The organism is Variovorax sp. Varisp85 (genome assembly GCF_047304045.1).
Lineage (GTDB): Bacteria > Pseudomonadota > Gammaproteobacteria > Burkholderiales > Burkholderiaceae_C > Variovorax.
In genome coordinates, this window is the sequence record NZ_JBGLYN010000087.1 from 1 (window position 1) to 15,589 (window position 15,589).

Genomic DNA, 15,589 nt, shown 5'->3' on the forward strand with positions numbered 1-15,589 from the left:
CCTATTGTGATTTCGACTCAGGCCGTGACCGGGTGTCCTGCTAATAGCACTTCGGTGACCGGTGGTTGCCAGTGTGCCTCTGGGTTCGATGAGAGCAACGGTCAGTGTGTGCCGCACACAAATCAGTGCACGCCGAAGACGGGGCAGGTTGGCATCCTGAGTTGGACCGAGGGTTACACGCGGACGCCGGATGAGGGTGATAGGTCGGCTGTGGGACCGATCATGTCGCCCCCGGCCAGTGGTGAGGTGTGTGACAGCGGCTGTGCTGTGTCTTTGCAGACTAGCGGCCCGGGTGTACAGCCGTATGTGAGCCAGTCTCCAACGGCTAACGGCCTTTACCGGCGTTCGGTTGATTACCCGAGCTTGGGCCTTGGTAAAGAGTGCACGATGGGTGCGGCTGATGCTGGGGCGAAGAAGGACATTCCGCCTCCTGATTGTCCTGGCTCGGTAGGTGATCTGGGTAACGGAAAGCCGGTGTGTGTCGGTACGGCTGCTAAGCCAATCACGCCTACACCGTTGGGTTCTGCACCTGGCGCGACCCCGATTGCGGGCAACCCTGCGGCTGGTGCGAAGCCGCCGTCTGGTGAGGGGTCCGGCACCGGTAGTGCCGGTCGTACTCCCACAACTGGCAATGGTGGTCCTGCTGGTGGTCCTGCCGGTGCTGCAACTGGCGGCAAGGGCGGTGGTGCTGGTGGGACTGCGGCCGGCGTCGGTACCGGTGGCTCTGGCACTGGTGATGAGCCGCACAAGCCCTGTGGCGGTCCCGGCGAGCCGACTTGCAACGTCAAGGTTGATGAGAAGGGTGTGCCGTCCGGCGTGGGTACAACTTACGACGATGCGAAATCCAAGATGGACGAAACCAAGGGCAAGAACGATGAGCAGCTCGCGAAGGCGGCGGGCACTGCTGACAAAGGTTTCTTTGAACCCGTGCGTTCCATGTTCTGGGCACCGCCCGTCGCCGCCTGTGAAACCTTCGATCTGCCGCAGCAGGTAGGCGGGCTCAAGCTCGATGCCTGCGGCGTGGTCGATGGTGTGCGCAACGCCATGGCCCTTGTGTGGGCCGGTGCGGGTCTGTTCCTGTGCTTCGGAATGATCAAGAGGAGTTTCTGACATGCCCTTACTCGCTGCCTTCATCGGCTCTCTCGCATCTGGCCTGGCGACTCTGTTCGCAACCCAGATGGCATACACGACCGCGCTCAAGCTCGCGGCCTACGTCACGTGGATCACCGTGGCTGGTGTCTTCATCGCGTCGGTGTTCGTCTGCTGCGCCACTCTGTACGGCATGCTTGGCAGCGTGAGCATCGGCTCAGGCTGGACGCGCTACCTGTGGATGGGCCTCGGCATGTTCATTCCGCAGAACGCGGGCGCTGTCATGGCCTGCGTGGCTTCGGTCTGGATCGCTTCGAGCGTCTGGAAGATTCAGCGCATCGGCATCGAGAATTTCTCTAAATAAGCGCATACGTTTTCTGTCGATCGACAGAAAAAAGAATACGATATCAGGGAAAGTACTCATGCAAAATGATAGAAAAGCGAATACAATAGATGCATCTAAACAAGGAGCTTCTATGAAAGAACAATGGTTTCCTTTCGTCGTGTTTCATGGCGCTGTGAGAGTGGGGGTGTACTGGGCTGCTGATGCAAAACAGGCGGCTGGTTTCGCTCGTATGGAGTCCCGCTCTTTTGGGCCCGTTGACCTTACTGGTAAGCGATTGACGGTGACGCCCAAGTGAGAACCGGTGGCAAGCGCGAAGGGTCGGGCCGCAAAGCGCTTGACCCGCAGGGCACCATCGTGACGACGATTCGTCTTACCGCTGAGCAGAAGGCGACGTTTGAAATGCTTGGTGGTGGTCAATGGCTGCGCGAGCAACTACAGAAAGTGATTGAAGGAAAGTCATGACGGACTACGCGCTGACAGGTAAGAAGGGCACCGGCAAGAGCAAGAACGCCGTTCGCCTGTTCCGCGATCGCTACCTCAAGCGCAAGCGCCGCTGTGCCACGAATCTCGATATCGACCTTAAGGCCATGTTCGGTGTGCACTCGAGACACACGTACGTGCGCGTGCCTGACAAGCCGACCGCGTTCGATCTGCTGGCAGCGGGCCACGGCAATCCCGAGAGCTACGACGAAGACCTCAACGGCGGGCTCTTCCTCGATGAAATGGGCACCTGGCTGAACACCCGCACCTTCGCCGACAAAGAGCGCGCCGCCACCCTCGATTTCTTCGCCCACGCTCGCAAGCATGGTTGGGACACCTACTACATCATGCAGAACGTGTTGCAGGTCGACAAACAGCTACGCGAAGCCTTCATTGAGCAGACCGTGCGTCACACGCGCTTCGACAAGGTCCGCATCCCTTTCATCGGCTGGCTGCTCGCACTGCTGTTCGGTGACAAGGCTGGATATCTTCCGCGCTTCCACCTGGCTGTGGCCCGCATGGGCACCAATCCGCAGGAGATGGCGGCGGATCGCGCCACCTACACCGGCAAGGACATTGAGGGCTGCTACGACACGCGCCAGGTGTTCAAGCTCGACTATCCGCACGGATCGCATTCCGTCCTGTCGCCCTGGCATGTTGAGGGGCGCTTTCTCGCGCCCGAGAAGCTCGGTTTCTGGGCTCAGGCATGGGCAGCCCTCACCAAGCCCGCGAAACCCGCCAAGCAGGCCCCGAAGACCTTCGATCCGGGGTGGGCACGCGTCGTCAGCCTGTGCCGTCAGTTGCCACCCGCCGAGCGGCTTGACGTGATGGCTCGATACGCGAGGGCCAGCGCGGGCCGGTAGCCCTGCGCTAGCGGGGCGGACGGTTCGCGCGCCGCCGTCGCCATTCGTTGTCCAGTTCGTCGCCCCCTTGAACCTGCCCCCTTATTGCTAAGCCGGAAGTTCGGGGACCCGCTTGCGGGGGGAAGACCTTTGTGCACCCTGTACCCGGCTTACGACCTCCGTTTCTAGTCTGCCCGCATCGACGGCATGTGTTCGCGGTGATCGTCTCTCGTGAGGTGCGCGGCGATTCGCTGAAGAGCCTTCACCTTCGCGTTTTCTCGGGCTTCCCACCTCATAAATGCCAAGTGCGACCAGATGATTGACCAGATGAATAATCCAATGATGCCTATGAATGCAAGCAAGTTGATAGCCATTGCAAACTCACCAGCGCTGAAAAGGCTTCCCATGTAGTCCCTCCGTGTGCGAAACCTAAAGTAACAGATTAAGCTACGAAAAAAATAGCGCGGAGTGGGGTCAGGCTGATGCTTGTTGGATATGCGAGGGTGAGTACCGCCGAACAGGAGGCGGATTTGCAACTGCGGGCGCTTAAGCGCTATGGGGTCCGTCGGGTGTTCTGGGAGAAAGGGTCAGGCGTTGGGCCTCGACCCGAGTTGCAGCGGTTGCTTGAGTCGCTGAGGGCAGGGGACACCCTTGTGGTCTGGAAGCTGGATCGGATCGCTCGTTCCATGCAGGAAGTACTCCGGGTGATGGACGTTCTGAAGCTGCGCGACTGTGGGTTCCGGTCGCTCACCGAGCCTATCGATACATCGCACTCGTTCGGCGAGCTTGCTTTGCAAATGATCGCGGCGTTTGCCCAGTTCGAGCGAAGCTTGATTCGTGAGCGATGTGAGGCTGGTCGTGTGGCCGCGCGCGCTCGTGGAGTGCTGTTCGGCCGTCAACCGTTGGTCACTGGCGAAGAAGCCGACCTGGCTGCTCGACTCTATCGAGAGGGGTTTACGCTGGGGGAGGTTGCCGTGTTGATGGGCGTGTCGCCCACGGCGGTGAGGTCTGCGCTGATGCGCGGAGGGGTGGGGCGGCGTGCGTGGGGTGGCCCGCGTTTCCGACGATTGAGCTAGCTTTGTCGTCGCCGACCGAATTTCTGAACGTACAACACTAAAATCTTGCAATGCTGGACGACCGTGCCAAGTTGCTGCTCAAGACGCTCGTCGAGCGCTATATCGCCGAAGGGCAACCCGTCGGCTCGCGAACGCTCTCGCGTTCGCCGGGGCTCGACCTGTCGCCCGCGACCATCCGCAACGTCATGTCCGACCTCGAGGCGCTGGGGCTGATTGCCAGCCCGCACACCTCGGCCGGCCGCATCCCCACGCACCGCGGCTACCGCCTCTTCGTCGACACCATGCTGACCGCCGAGCGCGAACAGATGAGCACGCCGAGCCTGGCGCCCGACCAGCCGCAGAAGGTGATCGCCAATGCGGCGAACCTGCTGTCGAACCTGTCGCAGTTCGTCGGTGTGGTGATGGCGCCGAGGCGTGCTTCGGTGTTCAAGCAGATCGAGTTCCTGCGGCTCTCCGAGCGGCGCCTGCTGGTCATCATCGTCTCGCCCGATGGCGACGTGCAGAACAGGGTGATCTTCCCGGAGGCCGACTATTCGCAGTCACAACTGGTCGAGGCCTCGAACTACATCAATGCCCACTATGCGGGCCTGACCATCGAGCAGGTGCGCGATCGTCTCCAGTCCGAGATCGAGAAGCTGCGCGGCGAGATCGCCGCCCTGATGCAGGCTGCGGTGCAGGTCAGCTCCGAGGTGCTGACCGAGGCGCAGGAAGACGAAGTCGTGATCTCCGGCGAGCGCAACCTGCTGTCGGTGAGCGATTTCTCCAGCGACATGGGGCAACTGCGCCGCGCCTTCGAACTCTTCGAGCAAAAGGCCCAGCTGATGCGTCTGCTCGATGTGTCGAGCAAGGCCGAAGGCGTGCGCATCTTCATCGGCGGCGAAAGCCAGGTCGTGCCGTTCGAGGAGCTTTCCATCGTCAGTGCCAACTACGAGGTCGATGGGCAAGTCGTGGGCACGCTGGGCGTGATCGGACCGACGCGCATGCCCTACGAACGCATGATCCAGATCGTCGATATCACGTCGCGGCTGGTCGGCAATGCGCTGAGCCACCGCAAGTAGGGCGCTGCGGCGAATAGAATCGTGGCCAGTGGGCCGTTAGCTCAGTTGGTTAGAGCAGCGGACTCATAATCCGTTGGTCGATGGTTCAAGCCCATCACGGCCTACCACCCAATGCGCCGCAGCGGGGTCATTTCCCGTCGGCAAGGTACTTGCCCACCTCAAGTCACGCCGCCAGCCGGCCGCCACGTCGAGCATGGCGGCGGCGTGGGTCATCGCGGCTCAGATGTATGTCGATGCCAGGCCGCCGTCGACCGGGATGCTGGCGCCGCTGATCCAGCGCGCCTGGTCGCTGCACAGCCACGCGATCACCGGCGCGATCTCGTCGGCGAAGCCGGGGCGCAGCATGCGGTGCGCATCGGCCTGCACCCGCTCCTGGCCGAGCATGCTCACGAAGTCGCCCAGGATCGGCGTGAAAACCGGCCCCGGCGCGACGCAGTTCATGCGCACGCCGTGTTCCAGAAACCATTTCTGCGACTGCGTGGCGCTCCAGACGATCAGCGCTTCCTTGAAGTACTGGTAGCAGGTCTCCTGCGGCACGGGATGGTCGCGCAGCCAATGGGCACCGGCCTCGAAGCCTTGCGCGGCGGCCAGGGCCTTGTGCGGCGCCAGTCGCTGCGGCCATTCGGCGCCGAGGATGGAGGCCACGTTGACGATGGAACCGCCGCGCGGGATGCGCGGCAGCGCCTGCTCGGTCAGATGGCGCAGGCCCAGGTAGTTGACGTCGGCCACCAGCTTCACGGGCGCCGTGCCGGGCACGCCGGCGATGTTGCACAGCGCGTCGAAGCGTTCGGGCAATTGCGCCACGGCCGCATCGATGGCGGCGACAGAACTCAGGTCGGCCTTGACGAAGCCGTCGAGCGTGAGGCTGGGGTCGTTGCGGTCCATGCCGATGACGCGGGCGCCGGCAAAGCGCGCGATGCGCACCACCTCGGCGCCGATGCCCGACGACACGCCGGTGACGACGATGGTTTTTCCTTCAAGCTGCATGAAATGTCTCCTTTGTGGATTCGGTCGCTGGCATTCAGAACGGATAGGCGTGCGCCGCCTGCTTGATGGTCAGCCACTGCCACTGGGTGTATTCCTCCCAGTCGGCCGGGCCGCCGACGCTGCTGCCGTTGCCGGCGATGCCGGGGCCGCCGAAGGGGTTGACGCACTCGTCGTTGACGGTCTGGTCGTTGATGTGGACCATGCCGGAGTTCAACTGCGCAGCCATTGCCATGGCACGTCCGATCGAGGGCGAGATCACCGCCGAGGCCAGGCTGCCCTGGTGGTTGTTGGCCAGGGCCACGGCCTCGTCGTCGGTCTTGAAGGTGATGATGTTGGCGACGGGGCCGAACACTTCCTCGTCGTACACGCGCATGCCGGCCTTCACGCCCGCCAGCACCGTGGGTTTGTAGAACAGGCCGTCGCTGCTGCCGCCGGCCAGCAACTGGGCGCCGGCCGCGATGCTGTCCTGCACGATGGCGTGCACCCGGTCGCGCTGCTTGGCGTCGATCAGCGGCCCCAGGGCCACTTGGCCGCTGGCGCCGTCGCCCACCGGCAGGTGCTGGGCCTTCTCGACCAGCCGCTGCGTGAAGGCGGTGGCGATGCTCTCGTGCACGATGATGCGATTGGTCGCCATGCAGATCTGCCCCTGGTGCAGGTAGGCGCCCCAGGCGGCGTTGCTGGCCGCGATGTCGAGGTTGGCGTCTTCCAGCACGATCAGCGAGTTGGCGCCACCCAGCTCCAGCGTCACCTTCTTCAGGTGGCGCCCCGCCAGTTCACCGATGCGCCGGCCCACCGCGGGCGAGCCGGTGAAGGCGATCATCGGCACGCGCGCATCGGTCACCAGCGCTTCACCGGCGGCGGCGTCGCCGGGTAGCACCTGCAGCAGACCGGGGGGCAGGCCCGCCTCTTCGAACACGCGGGCGATCATGAAGCCGCCGCTCACCGGTGTGCGCGAGTCGGGCTTGATCACCACGCCGTTGCCCGCCGCAAGAGCCGGCGCCACGGTTCGAAGGGTGAGGATGAGCGGAAAGTTGAAGGGCGAGATCACGCCCACCACGCCCCGCGGCACGCGCCGCGCCAGGCTGGTGGTGCCGCTCGCGCTCGGCAGGACCTGGCCCTGCGCCTGCAGGGGCATGGCCGCCGCCAGATGGCACAGGGTGATGGCCTCGCGCACCTCGTGCTGTCCCTTGGGCAGGATGGCGCCGGTCTCCCGAGCGACGTAGAGCGCCATCTCGTCGAAGTGCTGCTGGAACAGGGCCGCGGCCCGCAGGAACACCGCGGCCTTCTCGCGCGGCGCAACCTGCACCCAGCTTTTCTGCGCTTGCGCCGCGGCGGCTGTGGCCAGCCCCACGTCCTGCGCATCGGCGATGCCGACGGCCGCCATCACCTGGCCCGTGGCCGGTTCGACGACGTCGCGCGCACCGCCTGCGGACGCGACCCACGCGCCGTTGAACACCTTGCCGGCCCAGGCTGCCGGGTCCAGGAACGCCGGTTTCTGCGAAACATCCATGACTCACCCCTTGCGAAAAAATTGATCGGCTGGCCGCGGGCGGAAATGCCCGCGGCACCCGCCTTCTTTTCGCAACGGGCGTACCAGCGGCGCCGCGGCGGGGTGGCTCAACGCCGCCGCGCGATGGTGTTTTCATTGGGAGATTAGGGGAATTCCCGAGGCTGTACTGGTTATTCGAAATAACTGGTTTACCCTGATCTGCAGTTTCACCAAATGATCAAAAATCGGCCGCTCGTTTCACCAAACGATGAGCTGAAAATTGACCAAAACCGCCAACTCGCCGTTCCCGGAGCGGATCTCACTGGCCGACGTGGCACGCGCCACCGGCGCCGCGCTGGGCCGTTTCGACGGCGCCGAAGCGACGCGTGCAATGAGCCGCTTCGAGGCCTCGCACGTGGGCAGCGAAGAGCATCCGACGATTGCCGACATCAGCGAGTGCCTGTTCTTTTCGCCCGGTGATGGCCGCATCTGGCTGCAGGATCAGCGCATGGTGCTTCTGCACACCGAGGCGCTGGGGTCTCTGCGACGCGAGCTCATCGACAGCCTGGGCCAGGAGAGCGCCCGTGGTCTCTTCACACGCGCGGGCTACGTCAGCGGCGCGCGCGATGCGCAGCTGGTGCGCAAGCATTGGCCCGACGCCGAACCGGCCGCCGCCGCCATGGCCGGCACCCGCCTGCATGCCCTGGAAGGCCTGGTGAAGGTCGAGCTGGTGCACGTGCGCTATGACCCCGAGACCTCGGACTACGAGGGTGAATTCATCTGGCACCACTCGATCGAAGACGACGAGCACATCGCGGCCTACGGCATCGGCGGCTCGCCGGCCTGCTGGATGCAGGTGGGTTATGCCACCGGCTACGTCAGCACGCTGTTCGGGCGGCTGGTGGTGTTCCGCGAAGTCGCCTGCCGCTCGATGGGCGAGAGCCAATGCCGCGTGATCGGCAAATCGGCCGAGCGATGGGACGATGTGGAAGAAGACATGCGCTACCTGCGCGCGCGTGACTTCGTCGGCGCGTCCCAGTACAGCGGCGTGGGCGGCGCGGAGCCGTGGGCCGCCGCGTTGCCCACGCCGCCGCGCAAGAACGACGCGATGGTGGGCGCATCGTCGGCTTTCAACGCGGCCTGCCACCTGCTGCATCGCGTCGCGCCAACCACGGCCACCGTGCTTTTCACCGGCGAGTCCGGCGTCGGCAAGGAAAAGTTCGCCAGCATGCTGCACAGCATCGGTCCGCGGCGCGACAAGCCCTTCGTCGCGGTGAACTGCGCGGCCATTCCGGAGACCCTGATCGAGTCCGAGCTGTTCGGCGTGGAGCGCGGCGCCTACACCGGCGCCGGCGCGGCGCGGCCGGGACGCTTCGAGCGCGCCCACGGCGGCACGCTGTTCCTGGACGAGATCGGCACGCTGAGCTACGCGGCCCAGGGCAAGCTGCTGCGCACGCTGCAGGAAGGCGAGGTCGAGCGCGTGGGTGGTACGCGCAGCATCCAGGTCGACACGCGCGTCGTCGCGGCCACCAACGTCGATCTGCGCCAGGCCGTGCGCGAGGGCAAGTTTCGCGACGACCTGTTTTTCCGACTGAACGTCTTTCCCATTCACCTGCCGCCGCTGCGCGAGCGGCGCGACGACGTGCCGCTCCTGATGAGCCATTTTCTTCAGCACTACGGCCGCAAGCACGGCCGCAAGGTCACCGGCTTCACGCAATCCGCCGTCAAGGCGCTTCTGAACTACGACTACCCCGGGAACATCCGCGAACTGCAGAACCTGATCGAGCGCGCCGTGATCGTCGCGCCAGAGGGGGCCCTGCTCGATGTTCACCACCTCTTCACGAGCGGCGAGACGCTGGACAAGAACGTGCTGTCGGTACGGCCGGATGGGCACTTGGCGGGCGGAGACGGCGTCCTGTTGCCGCGGTCCGTGTCCACAGGCCAAGCCATGGCGGACCGCGTCGGCTCCGGCTCATTGGGACAAGTGGAGGAGACGCTGATACGCCGTGCGCTGGAACAATGCGGGGGAAACCTCTCCGCGGCGGCGCGCGTGCTGGGTGTCACGCGCCCCCAACTGGCCTACCGTGCGCGCAAACATGGATGCCGATGATTGCGTATGCAGAGCCCGATCAGTCCGATGGACGCGCGCGTTTTTTCACGTATGCCGTCGCGACAACCTCAACTACCGGAGACAAGCTTGAAATTTTCGATCTGTACCCTCGCGGCAGCCCTGGCGCTTTCTTTCACCGCACTGCAAGTTCTTGCTCAGACCAAGCCAGCGCGTGACGAGTTCTTCTGGCTCGGGGAGATCAACAAAGCCTCCGCAGTCATCAACATCGACGAAGGTTTGCTGGATCGGTCCATGGGGCCGCTGGTCTACTCCGGCATCACCAAGGTGTTGGTCGATGGGGGCAAGCCGGGGGGCAAGCGCCCAACGAACGTCATCACTTTCGAGCCATTGCTGATTGACGCCGTAGGCCCTCAGATCACTCTGCTGCATGCCGGCCGCTCGAGCCAGGACATGCTGGCGACGCTGCGCTCGGCCATCTTGCGCGACGACATGCTGGCTTTGGCCGAGCAGCTGAACAAGACGACCGGCACCCTGGTGAAGTTGGCGGACAAACACAAGGACACCATCGTTCCCAACTACACCAACGGCGTGGCCGCCCAGCCCAATAGCTATGGCCACTATCTACTGGGAATTGCGGCCGGCCTGGACCGCGACGCACAACGGATCCGCGAGGCCTATGTTCGGATCGACCGCTCGTCCATGGGCACCACGGTGCTCAACGGCACCAGTTGGCCGCTGAACCGCAAACGCATGGCGGATTACCTGGGTTTTGCAGCCACGGTAGACAACGCCTATGACGCATCTCAGGTCTCATCCGTAGACGAGCCCGTCGAAGCAGCTGCCATCGTCAGCGCCATCGCCCTGCATGCCGGCATGTTTGTCGAGGACGTCATGGCGCAATATTCCCAGGCTCGTCCCTGGATCTTGCTGCGCGAGGGAGGCGAAAACACCTATGTGTCCAGCGCCATGCCACAAAAGCGCAATCCGGGCCTGCTCAACAGCACTCGCCGCGACGCATCGACTACCTTGACGCTTGGCATCGGGGCAGCGCTTCTGGCACACAATATTCCGACAGGCATGAGCGATGCGAAGGACGCCAGGCCTACCAGCGCGATGATCCGCAGCGCCATCGGCGTGCTTGGCAACTGGGACAAGATCCTCGGGGCGCTGATTGTCGATCCGGAGCGGGCACTGGAGGAGCTCAACAGCGATTGGACCGCCTCCCAGGAACTCGCCGACGTTCTGATGCGCAGGTACAAACTGCCTTTCCGTGTCGGGCACCACTTCGCTTCAGAAGTGGTGGAGTACGCCAAAGCCAAGAACATCAAGCCACTCGACTTCCCCTATGTGGAAGCACAACGCATCTATGCCGAAACGGTGAAAGGCGAGTTTGCAACTGCGCTGCCCATGTCCGAGGCGGAGTTTCGCTCGTCGCTCGACCCTGCCGCTATCGTCAAGAACCGCCAGACCGCTGGAGGTCCGCAGCTGAAAGAGATGGACCGGATGTTGAGGGAGTCGACGAAGCGCGTTGCCGAGCAGGAGGCTTGGATCAACGCGCGCAGGGCGGATGTCTCGATCGCATTGGGACGGCTCGATTCGGCTTTTGAAAAACTGGGGGCGGGCCGCTAGTTCCGCTCACGCGTGTTCGCACTGGCCGGAACGCAGAAGCCTGCGGTCGACCGGCTCAACCCGTCATCGAACAAGGCACTGGCTGCGGCAAAGGTTCGCGCGCATGGCCGGCCTGGTCTTCGAGCCCAAGGCCTCGACGCCGGCCGAACTCACGCAGCGCATGGCGGCGCAGACGGAGCTCCGGGCGCCGATCCTCCGCCTCGGGATGGATCAAGCAGTAGAGCTGCCGTCCCGCGCGCCCTTGCATCGCCTACTGCGCAGCAGGCTTCAAATAGATTTCGACACGGCGATTCTGCGTGCGGCCTTCTTCGGAGGCATTGCTTGCCACCGGCTGTGTCTGGCCTCGTCCTTCGGCGGTCAGGCGGGTGTTCGCCACACCGCGATCGGCCAGGTAGGTCGCCACGCTTTGCGCGCGGCGCTGCGACAGAGCCATGTTGTGGTCCGGATTGCCGGTGCTGTCGGTATGGCCGACTACGCGCGCGTTGATCCTGGGCTCCTGCGAAATGGTCTGGGCCACACCGTCGAGCACGCTTCGGAACGAAGGCTTGATGGTCGCGCTGTCGGTGTCGAACGTGACATTGCTGGGAATGTTGACCATCAGCGAGCCGTCCGGCTGATCGGTGATCTGCGTGCCGGTGCCGGCCGTCTGGCCACTGAGCTTGTTGCGGATGTTGGTCCAGTTGTAGCCCACGCCGGCGCCGACCGCCGCGCCAACCGCTGCGCCGATCGCCGTGCTCTTCTTGTCGTGCCCGATGAGATTGCCGACACCGGCGCCGACGACGGCGCCTGTACCGGTGCCAACGGCCGTGTGAGTCCCTTGTTCGGTTGCACAGCCTGCGGCGAGTCCAGCTGCGAGTGCGAGTGAGATCAGCCCGAGTTTCATAATGGTCCCTTTCAGTTGTTTCCGTTGGATCGACTGCCTTGGCTGATGCTTTGCCAAGCGCAAGCGCGATCTGGAGAAGACAACTCGCGCACGGAGACAAAGGCCGACAGGCGGAACCGCTTCTTTGACTGTTGGCCCAGACCAGGTTTGGCAATCGTGAAATAGGTCGCGCCTGGAACGGCTCGTTACAGGCTTTCATGCGTTCAGAAGGGCGGTGCTGAACTGCGGGGCTCAAGGAGGCTCCGGCGCACGATCCACGGAGCGACTGCCTCGAGCCCATCAGGGCCCGCTGCCACCTGTTCGCGCCTGTTTCGGGAAATGCCTCGAAACACGCTATAATGGAAGGCTTAGCGGCTGTAGCTCAGTTGGATAGAGTACTTGGCTACGAACCAAGGGGTCGTGGGTTCAATTCCTGCCAGCCGCACCACTACAAGAAAAGCCCGCAACGAAAGTTGCGGGCTTTTTTCATTTGGAGGATTTTGCGATGAGCAAGGCATTCACCAAGGAAACCGACTCCGACGGAGATGACGACAGTGCCGATGGCGCGTCACCTCCGCTGCCTGCAGGCAGCAAGAACTACATCACCCCCGAAGGCTATGCGCGCCTGCGCGACGAACTGCTGCAGCTGATGGACGAGGAGCGGCCCAAGATCGTCGAAACCGTGCATTGGGCGGCCAAGAACGGTGATCGCTCCGAGAACGGCGACTACCTCTACGGCAAGAAGCGCCTGCGCGAAATCGATCGCCGCATCCGCTTTCTCACCAAGCGCCTCGAAATCGCGGAGGTCACCGATCCCTCGGTGCACCACGGCCATGACCAGGTTTTCTTCGGCGCGACAGTTCGCTATGTCGATGAGACGGGTGACGAGCGCAGCGTCACCATTCTCGGCATCGACGAAGCGGAAAGCGCGAAATCGCAGGTCAGCTGGATCTCGCCGATTGCGCGGGCACTGCTCAAGTCGCGCGAGGGCGATGTGGTGAAGCTTGTGACGCCCGGCGGGGCGCACGAAGTCGAGATTCTGTCGGTGAGCTATCCGGCGCCGCGCCCAGCGGCGGCGTAGCAGTCCTCAGTCAGGAGGCTGGAACCGTCCTGGAGGCGGTCAGCACCGACGCGGTACGCCGGGCCGCGCGCAGCACCGCATCCAGGTGCGGGCGGTCGCGCACGGCGATCACGAAGCGCAGGTCGGTCGAGTCCTGCGGGGTCTCGTCGGCCATTTCCACGTGTGTGATGTCGGCTTCCGCATCGGCCAGCGTGGCGGCGACGCGCGCCAGCACGCCCTTGTCGTTGCGCACGGTGATGACCACCCCGGTCTCGAAGGCACGCGTGGGTTCGTCCGCCCACTCGACCGCGAAGAAGCGTTCGCTGTCCTTGTGGCGCAGCCGCTGGCCGACGCCGCAGTCTTCCGTGTGCACCACCAGCCCTTCTCCATGGCCGAGATAGCCGACGATCTGGTCGCCAGGAATGGGCCGGCAGCACAGCGCAAACCGCACCGACGAGTTCTCGCTGCCATCCAGCGTGACCGCACCCTGCGACACGGTTTCGTGCGAGATGAAGCGCTCGCGGCTCAACAGCAGCGCATCGGGCCGTTCGCCCAGTTCGGAAAGCATCGCCACCAGCCGCTTCGCGACGATGCTGGCGATGCGCTTGCCCAGGCCGATGTCGGTCAGCAGCTCGGAGCGGGTGCGGTTGCCGGTGAAGCGCAGCAGCTTTTCCCACAGCGCCTGATGCTCTTCGTCTTCCTCGGGCAGCTTGCTCAGGCCTTCGGCGCGCAAGGCCTGAGCGAGCAGCTTTTCGCCCAGGCCTTCGGACTCGGCGTGCGCCAGCGTCTTCAGGTAGTGGCGGATCTTGGAGCGCGCCCGGCCGGTCCGCACGAACCCGAGCCAGGCCGGATTGGGCGTCGACACGGGCGCCGTGATCACCTCGACCACGTCGCCGTTCTTCAGCTCGGTGCGCAGCGGCACCTGGTCGCCGTTGATGCGCGCGGCCGAGGTGTGATCGCCGATGTTGCTGTGGATGGCATAGGCAAAGTCGACCACCGTGGCGCCGCGGGGCAGCGCCATGATCTGGCTCTTCGGCGTGAACACGTACACCGCGTCGGGGAACAGGTCGACCTTGACGTGGTCCCAGAACTCGGCCGCATCGCGCGTCTCGTCCTGGATGTCGAGCAGCGACTGCAGCCACTTGGTGCCCAGCCGGTCATTGCTGGCCGCGTTCGGCTCGGCGGCCTTGTACAGCCAGTGCGCGGCCACGCCCGATTCGGCCACCACGTGCATCGCCTCGGTGCGCAGCTGGAATTCCACGCTGACGCCGGCCGGGCCTACCAGCGTGGTGTGCAGCGACTGGTAGCCGTTGAGCTTGGCGATCGCAATGTGGTCCTTGAACTTGCCCGGCAGCGGCTTGTACATCTGGTGCAGGATGCCCAGGCCGGTATAGCAGGCGATCACGTTCGGCACGATCAGGCGGAAGCCGTAGATGTCGGTCACCTGGGCGAAGCTCAGGTGTTTTTCTTCCATCTTGCGGTAGATCGAATAGAGCGTTTTCTCGCGTCCTGCGATCCGCAGTGTCATGCCGGCGGCCGAGAACGCGGCCTCGACCTCTTTTTGCACCTTTTGGATCAGGTCGCGCCGACGGCCGCGCGCCTTGGCGACGGCCTTCGACAGCGTGGCGTAACGCCACGGTTTCAAATGCCGGAACGACAGCTCCTGCAGCTCGCGATAGGTCTGGTTCAGCCCGAGCCGGTGCGCGATGGGCGCGTAGATCTCGAGCGTCTCGCGCGAGATGCGGCCCCATTTTTCACGCGGCGCATCGGCCAGTGTGCGCATGTTGTGCGTACGGTCTGCCAGCTTGACGAGGATGACGCGCACGTCGCGCGCCATCGCCAGCAGCATCTTGCGGAACGACTCGGCCTGGTTTTCCTCGCGGGTGTTGAACTGCAGCTTGTCGAGCTTGGTCAGTCCGTCGACCAGTTCGGCAACCGGGGCGCCGAAGCGCTCGATGAGTTCGGGCTTGGTGACGCCGCAGTCTTCGATGGCGTCGTGGAGCAGGGCGGCCATCAGCGCCTGCGCATCGAGCTTCCACTCGGCGCATTGCGCCGCCACGGCGATCGGGTGCGTGATGTAGGGCTCGCCGCTGTTGCGCAGCTGGCCCAGGTGGGCTTCGTCGGCGAAGCGGTAGGCGCGCCGGACCAGTTCGGTGTCTTCGGGGCTCAGGTAGTCGAGGCGCGCGGTCAATGCCGCGAAGCTCGCGGCGGCCGCGTTCAGCGCCGCCGGGCTCGGCTTCGGCGTGCCTTTGGGGGCATGGGACTGATGTTTGGCTACCGCGCTCATGGCTACCACTTTAGCGTGACCGCTCTGTGGACGCGTCCGGACATAAAAAAAGCACCGCTTCGCGGTGCCTTTTCGTTGCAGGGCTGCGTCAGATCAGCCCGGCACCTTCTTGAGCATTTCGAGGCCGATCTTGCCTTCGGCGATTTCGCGCAGGGCGGTCACGGCGGGCTTGTTCTTGCTCTCGATCTTGGGGGCATGGCCCTGGCTCAGCATGCGCGCACGGTAGGTGGCGGCCAGGACGAGCTGGAAACGGTTCGGAATATTGACGAGGCAATCTTCGACGGTGATGCGGGCCATGATGAGAATCTTTCGG

General features: G+C 64.1%; 14 protein-coding genes and 2 tRNA genes. 11 read left to right on the forward strand and 5 right to left on the reverse strand.

Going from position 1 to position 15,589, the window contains the following annotated elements; all coding sequences use genetic code 11:
- Window positions 1-849 precede the first annotated feature (849 nt).
- From ACCC97_RS25655 to ACCC97_RS25685, 7 genes are all read left to right on the forward strand, one after another.
- Window positions 850-1,110: a hypothetical protein gene (locus tag ACCC97_RS25655; protein WP_413335215.1), complete on the forward strand. Its 261-nt coding sequence runs from the start codon at window positions 850-852 to the stop codon at window positions 1,108-1,110.
- Window position 1,111: 1 nt separating this feature from the next.
- Window positions 1,112-1,453, forward strand: coding sequence for a hypothetical protein (locus tag ACCC97_RS25660; protein WP_413335768.1), 342 nt, complete (start codon window positions 1,112-1,114; stop codon window positions 1,451-1,453).
- Window positions 1,454-1,726: 273 nt separating this feature from the next.
- Window positions 1,727-1,897, forward strand: coding sequence for a hypothetical protein (locus ACCC97_RS25665; protein WP_413335770.1), 171 nt, complete (start codon window positions 1,727-1,729; stop codon window positions 1,895-1,897).
- Entirely contained in the window at window positions 1,894-2,778 is an 885-nt protein-coding gene (locus ACCC97_RS25670; protein ID WP_413335771.1) for a zonular occludens toxin domain-containing protein, read from the forward strand. The genes ACCC97_RS25665 and ACCC97_RS25670 overlap by 4 nt, the downstream gene beginning before the upstream one ends.
- A gap of 461 nt (window positions 2,779-3,239) precedes the next feature.
- On the forward strand, window positions 3,240-3,833 hold the full coding sequence (locus ACCC97_RS25675; RefSeq protein ID WP_413335772.1) for a recombinase family protein: 594 nt from the start codon (window positions 3,240-3,242) through the stop codon (window positions 3,831-3,833).
- A 50-nt stretch (window positions 3,834-3,883) separates the two neighbouring features.
- Window positions 3,884-4,891, forward strand: a complete 1,008-nt coding sequence (hrcA, locus tag ACCC97_RS25680) for a heat-inducible transcriptional repressor HrcA (protein ID WP_413335773.1) — start codon at window positions 3,884-3,886, stop codon at window positions 4,889-4,891.
- A 30-nt stretch (window positions 4,892-4,921) separates the two neighbouring features.
- Window positions 4,922-4,998, forward strand: a tRNA-Ile gene (locus ACCC97_RS25685).
- Between the two features lie 112 nt (window positions 4,999-5,110).
- On the opposite strand, the gene ACCC97_RS25690 is transcribed toward ACCC97_RS25685, so the two are convergent.
- Both ACCC97_RS25690 and ACCC97_RS25695 read right to left on the reverse strand, forming a co-directional pair.
- Window positions 5,111-5,878: a coniferyl-alcohol dehydrogenase gene (locus ACCC97_RS25690; RefSeq protein ID WP_007835889.1), complete on the reverse strand. Its 768-nt coding sequence runs from the start codon at window positions 5,876-5,878 to the stop codon at window positions 5,111-5,113.
- Between the two features lie 34 nt (window positions 5,879-5,912).
- Window positions 5,913-7,388, reverse strand: a complete 1,476-nt coding sequence (locus ACCC97_RS25695; protein ID WP_413335775.1) for a benzaldehyde dehydrogenase — start codon at window positions 7,386-7,388, stop codon at window positions 5,913-5,915.
- A gap of 370 nt (window positions 7,389-7,758) precedes the next feature.
- On the opposite strand from ACCC97_RS25695, the gene ACCC97_RS25700 reads away from it, so the two are divergent.
- The gene (locus ACCC97_RS25700; RefSeq protein WP_413335790.1) at window positions 7,759-9,477 is read left to right on the forward strand and encodes a sigma 54-interacting transcriptional regulator; all 1,719 of its coding nucleotides are present in this window, start codon (window positions 7,759-7,761) and stop codon (window positions 9,475-9,477) included.
- Window positions 9,478-9,564: 87 nt separating this feature from the next.
- On the forward strand, window positions 9,565-11,067 hold the full coding sequence (locus ACCC97_RS25705; protein ID WP_413335777.1) for a lyase family protein: 1,503 nt from the start codon (window positions 9,565-9,567) through the stop codon (window positions 11,065-11,067).
- A 250-nt stretch (window positions 11,068-11,317) separates the two neighbouring features.
- Here ACCC97_RS25705 and ACCC97_RS25710 read toward each other — a convergent pair whose 3' ends face one another.
- Window positions 11,318-11,950, reverse strand: a complete 633-nt coding sequence (locus ACCC97_RS25710; protein ID WP_007835881.1) for an OmpA family protein — start codon at window positions 11,948-11,950, stop codon at window positions 11,318-11,320.
- A gap of 350 nt (window positions 11,951-12,300) precedes the next feature.
- On the opposite strand from ACCC97_RS25710, the gene ACCC97_RS25715 reads away from it, so the two are divergent.
- A tRNA-Arg gene (locus ACCC97_RS25715) sits at window positions 12,301-12,377 on the forward strand.
- Window positions 12,378-12,434: 57 nt separating this feature from the next.
- Entirely contained in the window at window positions 12,435-13,010 is a 576-nt protein-coding gene (gene greB, locus ACCC97_RS25720; RefSeq protein WP_413335780.1) for a transcription elongation factor GreB, read from the forward strand.
- A 10-nt stretch (window positions 13,011-13,020) separates the two neighbouring features.
- Here the strand turns inward: greB and ACCC97_RS25725 are convergent, their stop codons facing one another.
- Both ACCC97_RS25725 and rpoZ read right to left on the reverse strand, forming a co-directional pair.
- Window positions 13,021-15,276, reverse strand: coding sequence for a RelA/SpoT family protein (locus tag ACCC97_RS25725; protein ID WP_413335782.1), 2,256 nt, complete (start codon window positions 15,274-15,276; stop codon window positions 13,021-13,023).
- A gap of 93 nt (window positions 15,277-15,369) precedes the next feature.
- A complete protein-coding gene (gene rpoZ / locus ACCC97_RS25730) occupies window positions 15,370-15,573 on the reverse strand; it encodes a DNA-directed RNA polymerase subunit omega (protein WP_007835875.1) in 204 nt (67 codons plus the stop codon).
- Window positions 15,574-15,589 lie beyond the last annotated feature (16 nt).

What these genes read in the sequence shown, in the direction of transcription:
- ACCC97_RS25660 (WP_413335768.1), top strand. Translation starts at nt 1,112, where the DNA reads ATGCCCTTACTCGCTGCCTTCATCGGCTCTCTCGCATCTGGCCTGGCG.
- ACCC97_RS25710 (WP_007835881.1), bottom strand. Translation starts at nt 11,950, where the DNA reads ATGAAACTCGGGCTGATCTCACTCGCACTCGCAGCTGGACTCGCCGCA.
- ACCC97_RS25675 (WP_413335772.1), top strand. Translation starts at nt 3,240, where the DNA reads ATGCTTGTTGGATATGCGAGGGTGAGTACCGCCGAACAGGAGGCGGAT.
- rpoZ (WP_007835875.1), bottom strand. Translation starts at nt 15,573, where the DNA reads ATGGCCCGCATCACCGTCGAAGATTGCCTCGTCAATATTCCGAACCGT.
- ACCC97_RS25700 (WP_413335790.1), top strand. Translation starts at nt 7,759, where the DNA reads ATGAGCCGCTTCGAGGCCTCGCACGTGGGCAGCGAAGAGCATCCGACG.
- ACCC97_RS25695 (WP_413335775.1), bottom strand. Translation starts at nt 7,388, where the DNA reads ATGGATGTTTCGCAGAAACCGGCGTTCCTGGACCCGGCAGCCTGGGCC.
- ACCC97_RS25725 (WP_413335782.1), bottom strand. Translation starts at nt 15,276, where the DNA reads ATGAGCGCGGTAGCCAAACATCAGTCCCATGCCCCCAAAGGCACGCCG.
- ACCC97_RS25670 (WP_413335771.1), top strand. Translation starts at nt 1,894, where the DNA reads ATGACGGACTACGCGCTGACAGGTAAGAAGGGCACCGGCAAGAGCAAG.
- hrcA (WP_413335773.1), top strand. Translation starts at nt 3,884, where the DNA reads ATGCTGGACGACCGTGCCAAGTTGCTGCTCAAGACGCTCGTCGAGCGC.
- ACCC97_RS25655 (WP_413335215.1), top strand. Translation starts at nt 850, where the DNA reads ATGGACGAAACCAAGGGCAAGAACGATGAGCAGCTCGCGAAGGCGGCG.
- ACCC97_RS25690 (WP_007835889.1), bottom strand. Translation starts at nt 5,878, where the DNA reads ATGCAGCTTGAAGGAAAAACCATCGTCGTCACCGGCGTGTCGTCGGGC.
- greB (WP_413335780.1), top strand. Translation starts at nt 12,435, where the DNA reads ATGAGCAAGGCATTCACCAAGGAAACCGACTCCGACGGAGATGACGAC.